Here is an 18,662-nt window from a genome sequence, read left to right as displayed (position 1 = left end):
GTGAAGCGCCACCTCGTCTCCGCCGCCGATCTCAGCCGCGACGACGCGCTGCTGATCCTGGACACCGCCGAGGAGCTGGCCCAGCTCTCCGGGCGGGCCGTCAAGAAGCTGCCCACGCTGCGCGGCCGCACCGTCGTCAACCTCTTCTTCGAGGACTCGACCCGCACCAAGACCTCCTTCGAGGCCGCCGAGAAGCGGCTCTCCGCCGACGTCATCAACTTCTCCGCCAAGGGCTCCTCGGTCTCCAAGGGCGAGAGCCTCAAGGACACCGCGCTCACCCTGCAGGCGATGGGCGCCGACGCTGTCGTCATCCGCCACCACGCCTCGGGCGCGCCGTCCCGGCTCGCCCAGTCGGACTGGCTGCACGGCAGCGTGATCAACGCCGGTGACGGCACCCACGAGCACCCCACCCAGGCCCTGCTCGACGCGTTCACCATGCGCCGCCACCTCAACCCGGGCCTGGGGCACGACCTGGCCGGGCGCCGGATCACCATCGTCGGCGACGTGCTGCACAGCCGGGTCGCCCGCTCCAACGTCCACCTGCTGACCACCCTCGGCGCCCACGTCACCTTCGTCGCCCCGCCGACGCTGCTGCCGATCGGCATCGAGAACTGGCCGTGCGACATCAGCTACGACCTGGAGAGCGTGCTCCCCAAGACGGACGCGCTGATGATGCTCCGGGTGCAGCGCGAGCGGATGAACGCCGCGTTCTTCCCCACCGAGCGCGAGTACAGCCGCCGCTACGGCCTCAACGGCACCCGGATGGCCCAGCTGCCCGAGCACGCCATCGTGATGCACCCCGGCCCGATGGTCCGCGGCATGGAGATCACCGCCGAGGTCGCCGACTCGCCGCGCTGCACCGTGGTCGAGCAGGTCGCCAACGGCGTCTCCGTCCGGATGGCCGTCCTGTACCTGCTGCTCGGCGGTGCCACCCCCGCCGACGCACCCCGCACCGACACCGTGGAGACCGCCCAGTGACGACCTACCTGATCCGCAACGCCCAGATCCTCGGCGGCGCCCCGCAGGACCTCCACCTGGCCGACGGCGTCATCAAGGCCATCGGCACCGGCCTGGCCGTCGAGGCCGACATCGAGATCGACGCCACCGGGCTGATCGCCCTGCCCGGCCTCGTCGACCTGCACACCCACCTGCGCGAGCCCGGCCGCGAGGACGCCGAGACCGTGCTCACCGGCACCCAGGCCGCGGCGATGGGCGGCTTCACCGCCGTGCACGCGATGGCCAACACCACCCCGGTGGCCGACACCGCGGGCGTCGTCGAGCAGGTCTGGCGGCTCGGCCAGGAGGCCGGCTACTGCGACGTGCAGCCGGTCGGCGCCGTCACCGTCGGCCTGGAGGGCAAGAAGCTCGCCGAGCTCGGTGCGATGCACGAGTCCGCGGCCGGCGTGCGGGTCTTCTCCGACGACGGCAAGTGCGTGGACGACGCGGTGCTGATGCGCCGCGCCCTGGAGTACGTCAAGGCCTTCGACGGCGTCGTCGCCCAGCACGCCCAGGAGCCGCGGCTGACCGAGGGCGCCCAGATGAACGAGGGCCAGGTCTCCGGCGAGCTCGGGCTCGGCGGCTGGCCGGCCGTCGCCGAGGAGTCGATCATCGCCCGCGACGTGCTGCTCGCCGCGCACGTCGGCTCCCGGCTGCACGTCTGCCACGTCTCCACCGCCGGCTCGGTCGAGATCATCCGCTGGGCCAAGGCCAAGGGCTGGGACGTCACCGCCGAGGTCACCCCGCACCACCTGCTGCTCACCGACGAGCTGGTCCGCTCCTACGACCCGGTGTACAAGGTGAACCCGCCGCTGCGCACCGCCGAGGACGTCCAGGCGCTGCGCAAGGCGCTCGCCGACGGCACCATCGACGCCGTCGCCACCGACCACGCGCCGCACCCGGCCGAGGACAAGGACTGCGAGTGGGCCGTCGCCGCGATGGGCATGGTCGGCCTGGAGACCGCCCTGTCGGTCGTGCAGCAGACCATGGTCGAGACCGGCCTGCTGAACTGGGAGGGCGTCGCCGACCGGATGTCGCACCGCCCGGCCCGGATCGGCCGTCTCACCGGCCAGGGCCGGTCCGTCTCGGTCGGTGAGCCGGCGAACCTGGTGCTGTTCGATCCCGCGTACCGTGGTGCCGTGAACCCGGACAGCTTCGCCACCCGCAGCCGCAACACCCCCTACAAGGGCCTTGACCTGCCCGGACGGGTGCACGCCACCTTCCTGCGCGGGCGCGCCACCGTGCTGGCCGGCGAGCTCGCCGAGCAGGGCGGCCTCGCGTGACCGCGCTGCTCCTCGCCCAGGAGCAGGCCAAGGTCACCAACTGGCCCGGGTACATCGGCTGGGCCGTCGGCCTGCTGGTGCTGATCGCCCTCGTGTACTGGCTGATGCGGCAGGGCTGGAACTGGCGGCGCACCCTCCAGTCCGGCATCCCGCCGCTGCCCGCCGTGCCGGACCGGGCCGGCCGGACCATCCTGGAGACCAGCGGCCGGTACCACGGCACCACCACCGCCGGGAACTGGCTCGACCGGGTCGTCGCGCACGGCCTGGGCAACCGCAGCCGGGCCGACCTCACCCTCGGCGAGGACGGCCTGCTGGTACGGCGCCCCGGCGACGTCGACCTCTGGATCCCGGCCGGGCACCTCACCGGTGCCCGCACGGACTCCGGGATCGCCGGGAAGGTCGTCCCGGCCGGTCTGCTCGTCGTCACCTGGACGCACGGGGAGACCGAGCTGGACTCCGGCTTCCGGGCCGACCACCCCGATGAGCACGCCGCCTGGGTCGAGGCGGTCACTCACCTCGCAACACGTACGACGACGAAGACGGAAGAGGCTTCCCGATGACCGCACCTGCCCCCACCACGCAGCGCCAACGGCGGGAACGCGTCCCCGCCGTGCTCGTCCTGGAGGACGGCCGGACCTTCCGCGGCGAGGCCTACGGCGCGACCGGCGAGACCTTCGGCGAAGCGGTCTTCAACACCGGCATGTCCGGTTACCAGGAGACCCTCACCGACCCGTCGTACCACCGCCAGGTGGTCGTGATGACCGCCCCGCAGATCGGCAACACCGGCTGGAACGACGAGGACGACGAGTCCAAGCAGATCTGGGTCGCCGGCTACGTCGTGCGCGACCCCGCCCGGGTGGCCTCCAACTGGCGCTCCACCCGCTCGCTGGACGAGGAGCTGGTCCGCCAGGGCGTCGTCGGCATCAGCGGCATCGACACCCGGGCGCTGACCCGGCACCTGCGCGAGCGCGGCGCGATGCGCTGCGGCATCTTCTCCGGTGAGGCGCTGGCCGACCAGGCCGCCCTGCTCGCCCGGGTGCAGCAGTCGCCCGAGATGAAGGGCGCCGACCTGTGCGCCGAGGTGGCCACCACCGAGGCGTACGTCGTCCCGGCGATCGGCGAGAAGCGCTTCACCGTCGCCGCGCTGGACCTCGGCATCAAGGGGATGACCCCGCACCGGATGGCCGAGCGCGGCATCGAGGTGCACGTGCTGCCGGCCAACTCGACCCTGGAGGACCTCTACGCGGTCCGGCCGGACGGCGTCTTCTTCTCCAACGGCCCGGGTGACCCGGCCACCGCCGACCACCAGGTCGCCGTGGCGCAGGGCGTGCTGGAGCGCAGGACCCCGTTCTTCGGGATCTGCTTCGGCAACCAGATCCTCGGCCGCGCGCTGGGCTTCGGCACCTACAAGCTCAAGTACGGCCACCGCGGCATCAACCAGCCGGTGCAGGACCGCACCACCGGCAAGGTCGAGGTCACCGCGCACAACCACGGCTTCGCCGTGAACGCGCCGCTGGACAAGGTGAGCGAGACCCCCTACGGGCGGGTCGAGGTCTCCCACGTCTGCCTCAACGACGACGTGGTCGAGGGCCTCCAGGCACTGGACGTCCCCGCCTTCAGCGTGCAGTACCACCCCGAAGCAGCTGCCGGCCCGCACGACGCGGCCTACCTCTTCGACCGTTTCGTGAAGCTCATGGAGGGCCAGCGTGCCTAAGCGCACTGACATCAAGTCCGTCCTGGTGATCGGCTCCGGCCCGATCGTGATCGGCCAGGCCGCCGAGTTTGACTACTCGGGCACGCAGGCCTGCCGGGTCCTCAAGGCCGAGGGCCTGCGGGTCGTGCTGGTCAACTCCAACCCGGCCACGATCATGACCGACCCGGAGATCGCCGACGCCACCTACGTCGAGCCGATCACCCCGGAGTTCGTCGAGCGGATCATCGCCAAGGAGCGCCCCGACGCGCTGCTGCCGACCCTCGGCGGGCAGACCGCGCTCAACACCGCGATCGCGCTGGACGCCAACGGCGTGCTCGCCAAGTACAACGTCGAACTCATCGGCGCCAAGGTCGACTCGATCCACAAGGGCGAGGACCGCGAGCTCTTCAAGGGCGTCGTCGAGGCCGTCAACGCCAAGATCGGCCACGGCGAGTCCGCCCGCTCGGTCATCTGCCACACCATGGACGAGGTGCTCGCCGGCGTCGACACGCTCGGCGGGTACCCGGTCGTCGTCCGCCCCTCCTTCACCATGGGCGGCGCCGGCTCCGGCTTCGCCCACGACGAGGAGGACCTGCGCCGCATCGCCGGCCAGGGCCTGGCCCTCTCGCCGACCACCGAGGTGCTCCTGGAGGAGTCCATCCTCGGCTGGAAGGAGTACGAGCTGGAGCTGATGCGCGACAAGAACGACAACGTCGTGGTCGTCTGCTCCATCGAGAACTTCGACCCGATGGGCGTGCACACCGGCGACTCGATCACCGTCGCCCCGGCGATGACGCTCACCGACCGCGAGTACCAGATCCTGCGCGACGTCGGCATCGCCGTGATCCGCGAGGTCGGCGTGGACACCGGCGGCTGCAACATCCAGTTCGCCGTCAACCCCGACGACGGCCGGGTCATCGTCATCGAGATGAACCCGCGCGTCTCCCGCTCCTCGGCGCTCGCCTCCAAGGCCACCGGCTTCCCGATCGCCAAGATCGCCGCCAAGCTGGCCGTCGGGTACACCCTGGACGAGATCCCCAACGACATCACCGAGCAGACCCCGGCCTCCTTCGAGCCGACCCTCGACTACGTCGTGGTGAAGGTCCCGCGCTTCGCGTTCGAGAAGTTCCCGAGCGCCGACGCCACGCTGACCACCACCATGAAGTCGGTCGGCGAGGCCATGGCCATGGGCCGCAACTTCCCCGAGGCGCTGCAGAAGGCGCTGCGCTCGCTGGAGAAGAAGGGCTCCCAGTTCAGCTGGGTCGGCCCGGTGGGCGACAAGGCCGAGCTGCTGACCAAGGCGGTCGTGCCGACCGACGGCCGGATCAACACCGTCATGGAGGCGATCCGGGCCGGCGCCACCCCGGAGGAGGTCTTCGAGGCCACCAGGATCGACCCGTGGTTCGTCGACCAGCTCTTCCTGCTGGACGAGATCGCCGGCGAGCTGGCCGAGGCCGAGAAGCTCAACCCCGAGCTGCTGCGCCACGCCAAGCGGCACGGCTTCTCCGACCTGCAGATCGGCGAGATCCGCGGCCTGAAGGCGGACGTGGTCCGCGAGGTGCGGCACGCGCTCGGCATCCGCCCGGTGTTCAAGACCGTCGACACCTGCGCCGCCGAGTTCGCCGCCAGGACCCCGTACTTCTACTCGTCCTACGACGAGGAGAACGAGGTCGCCCCGCGCACCAAGCCCGCCGTGATCATCCTCGGCTCCGGCCCGAACCGCATCGGCCAGGGCATCGAGTTCGACTACTCCTGCGTGCACGCCTCCTTCGCGCTGGCCGACGCCGGGTACGAGACCGTGATGGTCAACTGCAACCCGGAGACCGTCTCCACCGACTACGACACCTCCGACCGGCTCTACTTCGAGCCGCTCACCCTGGAGGACGTGCTCGAGATCGTCCACGCCGAGCAGCAGGCCGGCCCGCTGGCCGGCGTGATCGTCCAGCTCGGCGGCCAGACCCCGCTCGGCCTGGCCCAGGCGCTCAAGGACAACGGCGTGCCGATCGTCGGCACCCAGCCCGAGGCGATCGACCTCGCCGAGGAGCGCGGTGCCTTCGGCCGCGTCCTGCGCGACGCCGGCCTGCCGGCCCCCAAGCACGGCACCGCCTTCTCCTTCGCGGAGGCCAAGGCGATCGCCGACGAGATCGGCTACCCGGTGCTCGCCCGCCCGTCCTACGTGCTCGGCGGCCGCGGCATGGAGATCGTCTACGACGAGGCCTCGCTCGCCTCCTACCTGGAGCGCCACGCCGGCCTGATCTCCGAGCACCCGGTGCTCATCGACCGCTTCCTCGACGACGCGGTGGAGATCGACGTCGACGCGCTCTTCGACGGCACCGAGCTCTACCTCGGCGGCGTCATGGAGCACATCGAGGAGGCCGGCATCCACTCCGGCGACTCCGCCTGCGCGCTGCCCCCGATCACCCTCGGCGGCTACGACATCAAGCGCCTGCGCACCTCCACCGAGGCCATCGCGCGCGGCGTCGGCGTCCGCGGTCTGATCAACATCCAGTTCGCGATGGCCGGGGACATCCTCTACGTGCTGGAGGCCAACCCGCGCGCCTCCCGGACCGTCCCGTTCACCTCCAAGGCGACGGCGGTGCCGCTGGCCAAGGCCGCCGCCCGGATCTCGCTCGGCGCCACCATCGCCGAGCTGCGCGCCGAGGGCCTGCTCCCGGCCGAGGGCGACGGCGGCACGCTGCCCGCCGACTGCCCGATCTCGGTCAAGGAGGCCGTGCTGCCCTGGAGCCGCTTCCGCGACGTCCACGGCCGCGGCGTGGACACCGTCCTCGGCCCGGAGATGCGCTCGACCGGTGAGGTCATGGGCATCGACAAGGTCTTCGGCACGGCCTACGCCAAGGCCCAGGCCGGCGCCTACGGCGCGCTGCCGACCAAGGGCAAGGTCTTCGTCTCGGTCGCCAACCGCGACAAGCGCAACCTGGTCTTCCCGGCCCGGGCGCTGGTCAGCCTCGGCTTCGAGGTGCTCGCCACGGCCGGCACCGCCGAGGTGCTGCAGCGCGGGGGCATCCCGTCCACGCTGGTGCGCAAGCACAGCGAGGGCGAGGGCCCGAACGGCGAGAAGACGATCGTGCAGCTGATCCACGACGGCGAGGTCGACCTGATCATCAACACGCCGTACGGCACCGGCGGCCGCCTCGACGGCTACGAGATCCGCACCGCCGCGGTCTCCCGCGGCGTGCCCTGCCTGACCACCATCCAGGCGATGGGCGCGGCCGTCCAGGGCATCGACCGGCTGCTGCGCGACGAGGTCGGCGTGATGTCGCTCCAGGAGCACGCCGAGCTGATCAACGCGGGCCGCAAGTAGCACCACCGCTGTGGGGGGCACCGACGCCAGACGGGTGCCCCCCACTTCCATGCCCTGATCCGGGTGCTCACGGCCGGATCCGGGCCCTGATCCGGGAGTTGGGTTTTGTACAAGCTGCTGTTCGACCTCGTCTTCAAGAAGATGGACCCCGAGAAGGCCCACCACCTCGCCTTCTTCTGGATCCGGCTCGCCTCCTCGGTGCCCGGCCTGCGCACGCTCGTCCGGCTGGTGCTCGCCCCGCGCGACCGCGCCCTGCACACCACCGCCCTCGGCCTCGACCTGCCGGGCCCGTTCGGCCTGGCGGCCGGCTTCGACAAGAACGGCGTCGGCATCGACGGCCTGGCCATGCTCGGTTTCGACTACGTCGAGATCGGCACCATCACCGGCGAGCCCCAGCCGGGCAACCCGACGCCCCGGCTGTTCCGCCTGGTCGAGGACCGCGCGCTGATCAACCGGATGGGCTTCAACAACCAGGGCTCGGCCCGGGTCGCCGCGCGCCTGGCCGCCCGCCCGCACACCAGCTCCACCCCGGTGATCGGCGTCAACATCGGCAAGACCAAGGTCGTCGAGGAGGCCGACGCCGTCGCCGACTACGTCAAGTCCACCGAGCGGCTCGCCAGGTACGCGGACTACCTGGTGGTCAACGTCAGCTCGCCGAACACCCCCGGCCTGCGCAACCTGCAGGCCGTGGACCACCTGCGCCCGCTGCTCGCCGCCGTCCGCGAGGCGGCCGACCGCACCACCGCGCACCACGTCCCGCTGCTGGTCAAGATCGCCCCCGACCTGGCCGACGAGGACGTCGACGCCGTCGCCGACCTCGCCCTCGAACTGGGCCTGGACGGCATCATCGCCACCAACACCACGATCGGGCGCGAGGGCCTGCGGGCCGACGCCGCCCGGGTCGAGGAGATCGGCATGGGCGGCCTCTCCGGCGCCCCGCTCAAGGCCCGCGCCCTGGAGGTCCTCCAGCGGCTGCGCGCCCGCACCGGGGGCCGGCTGACGCTGGTCTCGGTCGGCGGCGTGGAGACCGCCGAGGACGCCTGGCAGCGGATCATCCACGGCGCCGACCTCGTCCAGGGCTACAGCGCCTTCATCTACGAGGGCCCGTTCTGGTGCCGCCGGATCCACCGGGGCCTCTCCGCCCGGATCCGCGCCGCGGGCTTCCGCGACCTGGCCGCGGCCGTCGGCAGCGCCGTCGACGGCGCGAAGACCGCCTCCTGAACCCCCGTACCACCTTCGGAAAGGACGACATGACCCTCGCCCCGTTCGGCGCCCGGCTGCGCCAGGCGCTCGACACCCGCGGCCAGCTCTGCGTCGGCATCGACCCGCACGCCTCCCTGCTCGCCGCCTGGGGGCTCGGCGACGACCTCGCCGGCCTGGAGACCTTCAGCCGCACCGTCGTCGAGGCGCTCGCCGACCGGGTCGCCGTGCTCAAGCCGCAGGCGGCGTTCTTCGAGCGCTTCGGCAGCAAGGGCGTCGCGGTGCTGGAGAAGTCCGTCGAGGAGGCCCGGGCGGCCGGCGCGCTGGTCCTGATGGACGCCAAGCGCGGCGACATCGGCTCCACCATGGCCGCCTACGCGGAGGCCTTCCTGTCGCCCGCCAGCCCGCTGTTCTCGGACGCCGTCACGGTCAGCCCGTACCTGGGCTTCGGCTCGCTGCGCCCGGCGCTCGACCTGGCCCGCGCGCAGGGCTGCGGCGTGTTCGCGCTGGCGCTCACCTCCAACCCGGAGGGCGCCGAGGTGCAGCGCGCCGTCGGTGCGGACGGCGAGCCGGTCGCGGCCGCGGTGCTGCGCCAGCTGGCGGCCGAGAACGCGGGTGCCGCGCCGCTCGGCTCCTTCGGCGCCGTGGTCGGCGCCACGCTCGCCGACGCGGGCGTGGAGCTGGCCATCAACGGCCCGCTGCTGGCTCCCGGCATCGGCGCCCAGGGGGCCACCATGGCGGACCTGCCGCGGGTGTTCGGCGCCTCGGTGATCAACGTGGTGCCGAGCGTCAGCCGGGACGTGCTCAGGCACGGCCCCTCGGTGGCGGCCCTGCGGTCGGCGGCCGAGCGGTTCGTGGGCGAGTACGCGGACGCGGTGAAGTAGGCCCGGCCGGGCCCGCGGACGCGCCCCGGTAGCCGCCCGGTGACCCTGCGCAGTGTCCGCAGGACGGCGGGGCGGCGGGGCGGTTGACGTGAGCGCCGTCACATTGGCGGTGTCAAAGTTTCGCAATCGCGGTCATTTTGCCCTGGAAAGTCCTGGTCGGCCTTGGCTGACCAGGACTTTTCGTGTTCTTTTCCTGACGTGGCGCCGCAATACGGGTAGTGTCCGGCGATAGGTCATCGGAGAGCCGCGAACTCGTAGCTCCCGCAGGTCAAGGGCCCTGTGATTCCACTTGGGTTCGATCTGCGGACGGTGTCCTGGGAACCAAACCAGTCATAGCTCAATCCCTTCCTTCCACACCCTGAGGTGAACGGCGTGGCTCTTCCGCCCCTTACCCCTGAACAGCGCACCGCCGCGCTCGCCAAGGCCGCCGAGGCTCGCCGGGAGCGCGCCGAGGTCAAGAACCGGCTCAAGCACTCCGGCGCCTCCCTGCACGAGGTGATCAAGGCCGGCAAGGCCGACAACGACGTGATCGGCAAGATGAAGGTCTCGGCCCTGCTGGAGTCGCTTCCGGGCGTCGGCAAGGTCCGTGCCAAGCAGATCATGGAGCGCCTCGGCATCAGCGAGAGCCGTCGTGTCCGCGGCCTCGGCACGAACCAGATCGCCTCCCTGGAGCGGGAGTTCGGCGGCGGTGCCGCCTGACCGTGCCCCCGTGGTCCCGGGATCGTCCGCGATCCGGGATAATCGGTGCATGAGTGAGCGTCCGCGGCTGACCGTGCTCTCCGGCCCTTCGGGGGTCGGCAAGAGCACGGTCGTCGCTCATATGAGGAAGCAGCACCCCGAGGTCTGGCTCTCGGTGTCGGCGACGACCCGCCACCCGAGGCCGGGCGAGCAGAACGGGGTCCAGTACCACTTCGTCGACAACGACGAGTTCGACAAGCTGATCGCCAACGGCGAACTGCTGGAGTGGGCCGTCTTCGCCGGCAACCGCTACGGCACCCCGCGCTCGGCGGTGCTGGAGAAGCTGGAGCGCGGCGAGCCCGTCCTGCTGGAGATCGACCTGCAGGGCGCCCGCCAGGTCCGCGAGTCGATGCCCGAGGCGCAGCTGGTCTTCCTGGCCCCGCCGAGCTGGGACGAGCTGGTCCGCCGGCTGACCGGCCGGGGCACCGAGCCGCAGGACGTGATCGAGAAGCGGCTGGAGGCGGCGAAGGTCGAGCTCGCGGCCGAGCCCGAGTTCGACACGACCCTTGTCAACACCTCGGTCGAGCAGGTAGCGGCCGAACTGCTAGCCTTGCTCGGTGTAGCCTGACCTGTCTGTCTTTTCCACCCTTTCGGAAGGTTTTAGCGTGTCCTCTTCCATGACCGCGCCCGAGGGCATCATCAACCCGCCGATCGACGAGCTGCTCGAGGCCACCGACTCCAAGTACAGCCTCGTGATCTACGCCGCCAAGCGCGCGCGCCAGATCAACGCGTACTACTCCCAGCTCGGTGAGGGCCTGCTGGAGTACGTCGGCCCGCTGGTCGACACCCACGTCCACGAGAAGCCGCTGTCGATCGCGCTGCGCGAGATCAACGCGGGCATGCTGACCGCCGAGGCGATCGAGGCCGCCTGAGGCGGGTTCCGGAGCTCTCTGCTCGAAGGGTCCGGCGGAATCGTTTCCGCCGGGCCCTTCGGCGTGTCCGGGGGGCCGTCGGTGCCGTGCCCGCGGGGGCCGGGGCCCGGTGCCGCCGGGGGTGCGGCGGGGTGCCGTGGAGTGTCGTGGGGGTGCCGGCGGGCTGTGCCGGGCACCACAGTGCGCGTCGCAGCTGAGGGGTCGTAGGGTGTGCACGTCCCAGGAGTGGAGGAGAGCGGGAGCATGAGCGCGACTTCGGATCCGGCCGGGGTGGAGGCGCCGCGCGTCGTCCTCGGCGTCAGCGGCGGCATCGCCGCCTACAAGGCGTGCGAGCTGCTCCGCAGGTTCACCGAGTCCGGCCACCAGGTCACCGTGGTGCCCACCGCGGCCGCGCTGCACTTCGTCGGCGAGGCCACCTGGGCCGCGCTGTCCGGCCGCCCGGCCGCCACCGAGACCTGGGAGCGCGTGCACGAGGTGCCGCACGTGCGGATCGGCCAGCAGGCCGACCTGGTCGTCGTCGCCCCCGCCACCGCGGACCTGATCGCCAAGGCCGCCCACGGCCTGGCCGACGACCTCCTCACCAACACCCTGCTCACCGCCCGCTGCCCGGTCGTGGTCGCGCCCGCCATGCACACCGAGATGTGGGAGCACCCGGCCACCCGGGAGAACGTCGCCACGCTGCGGCGCCGCGGCGTGATCGTGCTGGAGCCGGCCGTCGGGCGGCTCACCGGCAAGGACACCGGCAAGGGGCGGCTGCCCGAGCCGTCCGCGATCTTCGACGCCTGCCGGTCGGTGCTGCGCCGCGGCGGCGCGGTGCCGACCGACCTGGCCGGCCGGCACGTGGTGGTCTCGGCCGGTGGCACCCGCGAGCCGCTGGACCCGGTGCGCTTCCTCGGCAACCGCTCCTCCGGCAAGCAGGGGTACGCGCTCGCCGTGACGGCAGCGGCGCGCGGGGCGCGCGTGACGTTGGTCTCGGCCAACGCGGAGCTGCCCGACCCGGCCGGGGTCGACGTGGTGCACGTGTCGACCGCGCTGGAGCTGCGGGAGGCGGCGCTGAAGGCGGCCGGGGACGCGGACGCCGTGGTCATGGCCGCGGCCGTGGCGGACTTCCGGCCCGCCGAGTACGCCACCGGCAAGATCAAGAAGGTCGAGGGGGTCGAGCCGGCGCCCGTCGCCCTCGTCCGCAACCCCGACGTCCTGGCCGAGCTGTCGGCGCACCGCCCCCGTTCGGGCCAACTGGTCGTGGGTTTCGCGGCGGAGACCGACGACGTGCTCGCGAACGGCCGCGCGAAGCTCGCCCGCAAGGGCTGCGACCTCCTCGTCGTCAACGAGGTGGGCAACGGCAAGGCCTTCGGCACGGACGTCAACGAGGCCGTGGTTCTGGGCTCGGACGGCAGCGAGACCCCCGTTCCGGTCGGTCCGAAGGAGGCCCTCGCGGACGTCGTCTGGGACCTCGTCGCGCGGCGGCTGGAAACCGGCGGGAGCCGATTGAGCCCTGCTTGAGAACGGTCTTGATTTGTGGAAGCGGGTGACGTTCCGCAGAACCGGCCCGTTACACTCCAGGAATCAAGTCTTTCCGGAAGTCCCCGGTCACCGGGGGCCTTCAGTCAGCAGCCGCTGCAACCCCAGGGAGCGCTGTGTCTCGCCGCCTGTTCACCTCGGAGTCCGTCACCGAGGGCCACCCCGACAAGATCGCTGACCAGATCAGCGACACCATCCTTGACGCTCTCCTGCGGGAGGACCCGACCTCCCGGGTCGCCGTGGAGACGCTGATCACCACCGGCCAGGTGCACGTGGCCGGCGAGGTGACCACCAAGGCGTACGCGCCGATCGCCCAGCTCGTCCGGGACAAGATCCTGGAGATCGGCTACGACAGCTCCAAGAAGGGCTTCGACGGCGCCTCCTGCGGCGTCTCGGTGTCCATCGGGGCCCAGTCGCCCGACATCGCCCAGGGCGTCGACACGGCGTACGAGGCTCGGGTCGAGGGCGACGAGGACGACCTGGACAAGCAGGGTGCCGGCGACCAGGGCCTGATGTTCGGCTACGCGTCCGACGAGACGCCCGAGCTCATGCCGCTGCCGATCACCCTGGCGCACCGCCTCTCCCGCCGGCTGACCGAGGTCCGCAAGAACGGGACCATCCCGTACCTGCGCCCCGACGGCAAGACCCAGGTCACCATCGAGTACGACGGCGACAAGGCCGTCCGCCTCGACACCGTGGTGGTCTCCACCCAGCACGCCAGTGACATCGACCTGGAGTCGCTGCTCACCCCGGACATCCGCGAGTTCGTGGTCGAGCCGGAGCTGAAGGCGCTGGCCGAGCAGGGCATCAAGCTCGTCACCGAGGGCTACCGCCTGCTGGTCAACCCGACCGGCCGCTTCGAGATCGGCGGCCCGATGGGCGACGCCGGCCTCACCGGCCGCAAGATCATCATCGACACCTACGGCGGCATGGCCCGCCACGGTGGCGGCGCCTTCTCCGGCAAGGACCCGTCCAAGGTCGACCGCTCGGCCGCGTACGCGATGCGCTGGGTGGCGAAGAACATCGTCGCCGCCGGCCTCGCCCGCCGCGCCGAGGTGCAGGTCGCGTACGCGATCGGCAAGGCCGAGCCGGTCGGTCTCTTCGTCGAGACCTTCGGCACCGAGTCCGTGCCCGTGCTGTCCATCCAGAAGGCCGTCAGCGAGGTCTTCGACCTGCGTCCCGCCGCGATCATCCGCGACCTGGACCTGCTGCGCCCGATCTACTCCCAGACCGCCGCGTACGGCCACTTCGGCCGTGAGCTGCCGGACTTCACCTGGGAGCGCACCGACCGGGTCGAGCAGCTGAAGGCCGCCGTCAAGGACTGACCCCGCGCTCCGCGAAAGGCGGCGCCCGCCCCGACCGGGGCGGGCGCCGCCTTTCGTGCGCACTGTCGGTGTGACCTGGTAGTACTTGGGAGCGATGAGCAGCACAGGGGAGAACGGGGCCGCCGAGCCGGAGCAGCTGGCGTTCATCCGGGAGACGGTCAAGCGGGCCAAGCCCCGGACGTGGCGCGGCGCCAAGCGCGCCGAGCACCTGCCGGTGGCCCGGGTCGTGGTGGACAAGGGCGTGCTCACCATCGACAAGTTCTTCGACTACGAGGTGCCGGCCGCGATGGCCGAGGAGGCCCGGCCCGGCGTCCGGGTCCGGGTGCGCTTCGGCGCGCGCGTGGTCAAGGGCCAGCGCGAGGGCGGCGAACTGCACGACGGCTTCATCGTCGCCCGGCTGGAGAAGAGCGACTTCCCCGGCCCGCTCGCGCCGCTCGCCCAGGTCCTCTCGCCCGAGCCCGTGCTCACCCCGCACCTCCTCCGGCTCTGCCGGACCGTCGCCGACCGCTACGCCGGCACCCTCGCCGACGTCCTCCAGCTGGCCGTCCCGCCCCGGCACGCCAAGGCCGAGGCCGAACCCTCGCCGCCCCCGCTGCCGCGCCCACCCGCCCCCGCCCCCGGCGGCTGGCAGCGCTACCCGGCCGGGCCCGACCTCCTCGCCTCGCTCGCCGCCGGCGGCTCGCCGCGCGCCGTCTGGGCGGCGCTGCCCGGCCCCGGCTGGCCGTACGAGATCGCCCGGGCCGTGGCGGCGACGCTCTCCGGCGGGCGCGGCGCGCTCGTCGTGCTGCCCGAGGGGCGGTCCGTCGCCCGGGTCGACCGGGCGCTGACCGAGCTGCTCGGGCCGGGCCGGCACGTCGCGCTGGAGGCCGACCTCGGCCCGCGCGAACGCTACCGGCGCTGGCTCGCGGTGAGCCGCGGCTCGGTGCACGCCGTGATCGGCACCCGCGCCACCATGTTCGCGCCGGTGCGCGACCTCGGCCTGGTCGTCGTCTGGTCCGACGGCGACAACAGCCACAGCGACCCGCGCGCCCCGCACCCGCACGTGCGCGAGGTCGCCCTGCTGCGCGCCGCGGAGGAGGGCGCGGCCGTGCTGCTCGGCGGTCACGCCGTCACGGTGGAGGGCGCGCAGCTGGTCAGCACCGGCTGGGCCCGCCCGCTCGCCGCCGACCGGGAGACCGTGCGGCGGGTCGCACCGAGGGTGCGGACCGTCACGGACCAGGACCAGCACCGCGACGCCGCCGCCCAGGCCGCCCGACTGCCCTCGGTGGCCTGGGAGGCCGCCCGGGAGGCCCTGGCCGCCGGGCACCCGGTGCTCATCCAGGTGCCCCGGCGCGGCTACGTGCCCCGGCTGGCCTGCGGCCGGTGCCGGACCCCGGCCCGCTGCCGGCGCTGCGAGGGCCCGCTGGAGGCGCCCTCCGCCGACGAGGCGCTGAGCTGCGGCTGGTGCGGGCAGGCGGAGACGGACTGGCACTGCCCCGAGTGCGGCTCGTTCCGGCTGCGGGCCCAGGTGATCGGCGCCCGGCGCACCGCGGAGGAGCTCGGCAAGGCCTTCCCACGGGTCCCGGTGCGCACCTCCGGGCGGGACGCGGTCCTGGCCACCGTCCCCGACGAGCCCTCGCTGGTGATCTCCACCCCCGGCGCGGAGCCGGTCGTCGAGGGCGGCACCGGGTACGGCGCCGCGCTGCTGCTGGACGGCTGGGCCCTGCTGAGCCGGCCCGACCTGCGCGCGGGGGAGGAGACGCTGCGGCTCTGGCTGGCGGCCGCCGCACTGGTCCGGCCGGCCGAGGAGGGCGGGACGGTCGTCGTGGTCGCCGAGCCCTCGGCCCGGCCGGTGCAGGCGCTGGTCCGCTGGGACCCGCTCGGGCACGCCGGGCTGGAGCGCGACGAACGGGCACAGCTGCACTTCCCGCCGGTGTCGCGGATGGCCTCGGTGAGCGGGAGCCCGGCGGCGGTGGCCGACCTGCTGGGGCTGATCCGGCTGCCGTCGGAGGCGGACGTCCTCGGGCCGGTGCCGGCGCCGGCGCTGCGGGGGGAGGAACAGGAACGCGCGCTGCTGCGGGTGCCGCCCGGGCAGGGGGCGGCGCTGGCGGCGGCGCTCAAGGCGGCGCAGATCGCGCGGATCGCGCTGCGGACGCCGGAGGCGGTGCGGGTGCGGGTGGACCCGACCGACATCGGGTAGCCGTGGCGGGGCCGGGGTGCCGGCCGGGGGTACGGGGGCCGGGGTGCCGGCCGGGGACGCGGTGGGGTGCGGGCCGTGGCGGGGGCGGGCGCGAGGCGCGGGAGCGAGGGGCGGGGTGAGTGGGCCACCCCGCCCCGGGTGGCCCGGGCCGGAAGGGTCAGCCGCGCAGCGGGATGCCGGTGCGGTCGACCGGGGCGCGGTCCGGCGCGGTGCGGTCCCCGGTGGTGCGCTCCAGCGCGGTGCGCTCGAGAGCGGTGCGCTCGAGAGCGGTGCGCTCCAGGGCGTTGCGTTCGAGGGCGGTGCGGTCCAGCCCGCCCTGGCGGGCCGCCGGGACGGTGACGGCCAGGCCGCCGGACGGCGCCGCCGGCAGCTCCTCGGAACGGTCCGGGCGGCCCGGGCCCGGGACGGCGCCGCTGGCGGCGAGGAGTTCGCTGGTGGGGCGGCGCATCCCGTACCGGCGGTGCACCGCCTGCTTGGTGACCCCGAGGGCCGAGCCCACCGAGTCCCAGGAGAAGCCCAGCGCCCGGTCGAACTCGACCGCCGCCGCCACCAGGGTCTCCACGCTCTCCCGCAGCTCCTGCGCCAGCCGCACCGTCGGCGCGGGCGCCCGCCCGTACACCACGAAGCCGGCCGAGGTGCTCGGGCGGCGCGGCCGGTAGACGTTGCCCAGTTGGGCGGTGAGCGTCCGCAGCGCGTCGACCTGCCGCCTCACCCGCTCGATGTCCCGCACCAGCAGGTGAAGGCTCGCCCGCGCCCGGGCGTCGTGGTTGATCTGCTCGGCCATGGCCTACGTGCCACCTTCCGTACGGTTCGGCTCGGCCGGGGCGCGGTGTCCCGTGCGCCCCGACCCCGGTCAATCTCACTTGACCAACGCCGGAGCGGGGGCCGGGGTAACGCCGCGCGACAGACTCGGGATATGCCAGTAGCCGGTGCCGGGGGTGCGGGAGGGGTGCGTGGCGGGTGCGTCCGCGGGGTCGGGGGCGCGGGCGGAGGCCCCCGCGCGTTGCATAGACTTGGCGGGACCCCAATGCTGCGGATTTCTACGGACAGGAGCCCGTTCCTCGTGGCGATCCAGCCGATCCGTCTCTTCGGAGACCCCGTCCTGCGGGCCACCGCTCAGCCGGTGACCACCTTCGACAAGGAACTGCGCACCCTCGTCCGGGACCTCACCGACACCATGCTCGACGCCCCCGGCGCCGGCCTCGCCGCGCCCCAACTCGGCGTCTCCTTGAGGGTGTTCACCTACCACGTGGACGGCGTCACCGGGCACCTGATCAACCCGGACCTGTCGCTCACCGAGGAGGAGCAGGACGGCCCCGAGGGCTGCCTGTCCCTGCCCGGCCTGCGCTACGACACCAAGCGCGCGTACGGCGTCGTCGCCAAGGGCTTCACCATGTACGGCGACCCGGTCACCCTGGAGGGCACCCGGCTGCTCGCCCGCTGCATCCAGCACGAGACCGACCACCTCGACGGCATCGTCTTCATCGACCGGCTCGACCGCGAGCAGCGCAAGGCCGCCCTGAAGGCGATCCGGGACACCGACTGGGGCGGCGGCCCCGCCCCCGTCGTCAAGGTCTCCCCGCACAGCACCTTCGGCTCCGCGCGCTGACTCCGGCGTCGTCCGCTCCCCCTCTGCAGAAAGGCACTTGATGCGCCTCGTGTTCGCCGGCACCCCCGAGGTCGCCGTTCCCGCCCTGGACGCCCTGCTCGCCTCCGACCGGCACGAGGTCGTCGCGGTGGTCACCCGCCCCGACGCCCCCGCCGGCCGCGGCCGCAAGCTCGTCGCCAGCCCCGTCGCCCAGCGCGCCGAGGAGGCCGGGATCGAGGTCCTCAAGCCGGCGAAGCCGAGCGACCCGGACTTCGTCGCCCGGCTCACCGAACTCGCCCCCGACTGCTGCCCGGTGGTCGCCTACGGCGCACTGCTGCGCCCCGGCACGCTGGAGATCCCCGAGCACGGCTGGGTCAACCTGCACTTCTCGCTGCTGCCCGCCTGGCGCGGCGCGGCGCCCGTCCAGCACTCGGTGCTGGCCGGCGACGAGGTCACCGGCGCGTCCACCTTCCTGATCGAGCAGGGCCTGGACTCCGGCCCGGTCTACGGCGTGATCACCGAGGAGGTCCGCCCCACCGACACCAGCGGCGAACTCCTCACCCGGCTCTCGCTGTCCGGCGCACGGCTGCTCGCGGCCACCATGGACGGCATCGCGGACGGCTCGCTGCACGCCGTCCCGCAGCCGGCCGAGGGGATCACCCTCGCGCCGAAGATCACCGTCGAGGACGCGCGGATCGAGTGGGCCCACCCCGCGCTGCGGATCGACCGGGTGGTGCGCGGCTGCGCCCCCGCGCCGGGCGCCTGGACGGAGTTCCGCGGCGAGCGGCTGAAGGTCACCGGTCCGGTCCGGCTGCTGCCGGAGTCGGCCGACCTGGCGCCCGGCGAGCTGGCCGTGGTCGGCAAGAACAGCGTGCGGGTCGGCACCGGCAGCCACGACGTCGAGCTCGGCGAGGTCCGCCCGCAGGGCAAGAAGGCGATGCGGGCGGCGGACTGGGCGCGCGGCGCGCGGCTGGAGTCCGGCGAGCGCTTCGCAGCCGGGGCCTGATCCGGCCGGGCCGGCGCTTTGGCGTTACTGTTCGTGGACCGGACCGTTCGGTCCA

At 73.0% G+C, this 18,662-nt stretch carries 16 protein-coding genes; 15 read left to right on the top strand and 1 reads right to left on the bottom strand.

The window, feature by feature from the left end:
• From ACFYUY_RS11125 to ACFYUY_RS11065, 13 genes are all read left to right on the top strand, one after another.
• Positions 1–978 carry an aspartate carbamoyltransferase catalytic subunit gene (locus tag ACFYUY_RS11125; protein ID WP_360214350.1) on the top strand — a complete coding sequence of 326 codons (978 nt, stop codon included), beginning with the start codon at positions 1–3 and terminating at the stop codon, positions 976–978.
• Positions 975–2,279 carry a dihydroorotase gene (locus tag ACFYUY_RS11120; protein WP_360214348.1) on the top strand — a complete coding sequence of 435 codons (1,305 nt, stop codon included), beginning with the start codon at positions 975–977 and terminating at the stop codon, positions 2,277–2,279. Before ACFYUY_RS11125 ends, ACFYUY_RS11120 begins: the two co-directional genes overlap by 4 nt.
• Entirely contained in the window at positions 2,276–2,839 is a 564-nt protein-coding gene (locus ACFYUY_RS11115; RefSeq protein ID WP_360214346.1) for a hypothetical protein, read from the top strand. Before ACFYUY_RS11120 ends, ACFYUY_RS11115 begins: the two co-directional genes overlap by 4 nt.
• On the top strand, positions 2,836–3,993 hold the full coding sequence (gene carA / locus ACFYUY_RS11110) for a glutamine-hydrolyzing carbamoyl-phosphate synthase small subunit (protein ID WP_360214344.1): 1,158 nt from the start codon (positions 2,836–2,838) through the stop codon (positions 3,991–3,993). The genes ACFYUY_RS11115 and carA overlap by 4 nt, the downstream gene beginning before the upstream one ends.
• Positions 3,986–7,294 (top strand): carbamoyl-phosphate synthase large subunit, encoded by a 3,309-nt coding sequence (gene carB, locus ACFYUY_RS11105; protein ID WP_360214342.1) that lies wholly within the window; start codon positions 3,986–3,988, stop codon positions 7,292–7,294. Before carA ends, carB begins: the two co-directional genes overlap by 8 nt.
• A gap of 105 nt (positions 7,295–7,399) precedes the next feature.
• Positions 7,400–8,515 carry a quinone-dependent dihydroorotate dehydrogenase gene (locus tag ACFYUY_RS11100; protein WP_387899993.1) on the top strand — a complete coding sequence of 372 codons (1,116 nt, stop codon included), beginning with the start codon at positions 7,400–7,402 and terminating at the stop codon, positions 8,513–8,515.
• Positions 8,516–8,544: 29 nt separating this feature from the next.
• Positions 8,545–9,378: an orotidine-5'-phosphate decarboxylase gene (gene pyrF, locus ACFYUY_RS11095; protein ID WP_360214338.1), complete on the top strand. Its 834-nt coding sequence runs from the start codon at positions 8,545–8,547 to the stop codon at positions 9,376–9,378.
• 372 nt (positions 9,379–9,750) lie between these two features.
• The gene (gene mihF, locus ACFYUY_RS11090; RefSeq protein ID WP_030056187.1) at positions 9,751–10,077 is read left to right on the top strand and encodes an integration host factor, actinobacterial type; all 327 of its coding nucleotides are present in this window, start codon (positions 9,751–9,753) and stop codon (positions 10,075–10,077) included.
• Between the two features lie 49 nt (positions 10,078–10,126).
• Positions 10,127–10,684 carry a guanylate kinase gene (gene gmk / locus ACFYUY_RS11085; RefSeq protein WP_350601852.1) on the top strand — a complete coding sequence of 186 codons (558 nt, stop codon included), beginning with the start codon at positions 10,127–10,129 and terminating at the stop codon, positions 10,682–10,684.
• Between the two features lie 37 nt (positions 10,685–10,721).
• Positions 10,722–10,988, top strand: coding sequence for a DNA-directed RNA polymerase subunit omega (gene rpoZ, locus ACFYUY_RS11080; protein ID WP_030240625.1), 267 nt, complete (start codon positions 10,722–10,724; stop codon positions 10,986–10,988).
• A gap of 243 nt (positions 10,989–11,231) precedes the next feature.
• Positions 11,232–12,491, top strand: coding sequence for a bifunctional phosphopantothenoylcysteine decarboxylase/phosphopantothenate--cysteine ligase CoaBC (gene coaBC, locus ACFYUY_RS11075; protein WP_360214336.1), 1,260 nt, complete (start codon positions 11,232–11,234; stop codon positions 12,489–12,491).
• Positions 12,492–12,625: 134 nt separating this feature from the next.
• Positions 12,626–13,834, top strand: coding sequence for a methionine adenosyltransferase (metK, locus tag ACFYUY_RS11070; protein ID WP_360214334.1), 1,209 nt, complete (start codon positions 12,626–12,628; stop codon positions 13,832–13,834).
• Positions 13,835–13,928: 94 nt separating this feature from the next.
• On the top strand, positions 13,929–16,013 hold the full coding sequence (locus tag ACFYUY_RS11065; protein WP_387899991.1) for a primosomal protein N': 2,085 nt from the start codon (positions 13,929–13,931) through the stop codon (positions 16,011–16,013).
• Positions 16,014–16,170: 157 nt separating this feature from the next.
• On the opposite strand, the gene ACFYUY_RS11060 is transcribed toward ACFYUY_RS11065, so the two are convergent.
• Entirely contained in the window at positions 16,171–16,797 is a 627-nt protein-coding gene (locus tag ACFYUY_RS11060) for a hypothetical protein (protein WP_387899989.1), read from the bottom strand.
• Positions 16,798–17,076: 279 nt separating this feature from the next.
• On the opposite strand from ACFYUY_RS11060, the gene def reads away from it, so the two are divergent.
• Both def and fmt read left to right on the top strand, forming a co-directional pair.
• A complete protein-coding gene (def, locus tag ACFYUY_RS11055; RefSeq protein ID WP_360214328.1) occupies positions 17,077–17,622 on the top strand; it encodes a peptide deformylase in 546 nt (181 codons plus the stop codon).
• Positions 17,623–17,662: 40 nt separating this feature from the next.
• Complete coding sequence (gene fmt, locus ACFYUY_RS11050) at positions 17,663–18,607, top strand: methionyl-tRNA formyltransferase (protein ID WP_360214326.1); 945 nt, start codon at positions 17,663–17,665, stop codon at positions 18,605–18,607.
• Positions 18,608–18,662 lie beyond the last annotated feature (55 nt).

Source organism: Kitasatospora sp. NPDC004745, from assembly GCF_042873275.1.
Classification (GTDB): Bacteria; Actinomycetota; Actinomycetes; order Streptomycetales; family Streptomycetaceae; genus Kitasatospora.
Note: the sequence above shows the minus strand (reverse complement) of the source record. Positions and strands in the feature narration are given on the sequence as shown.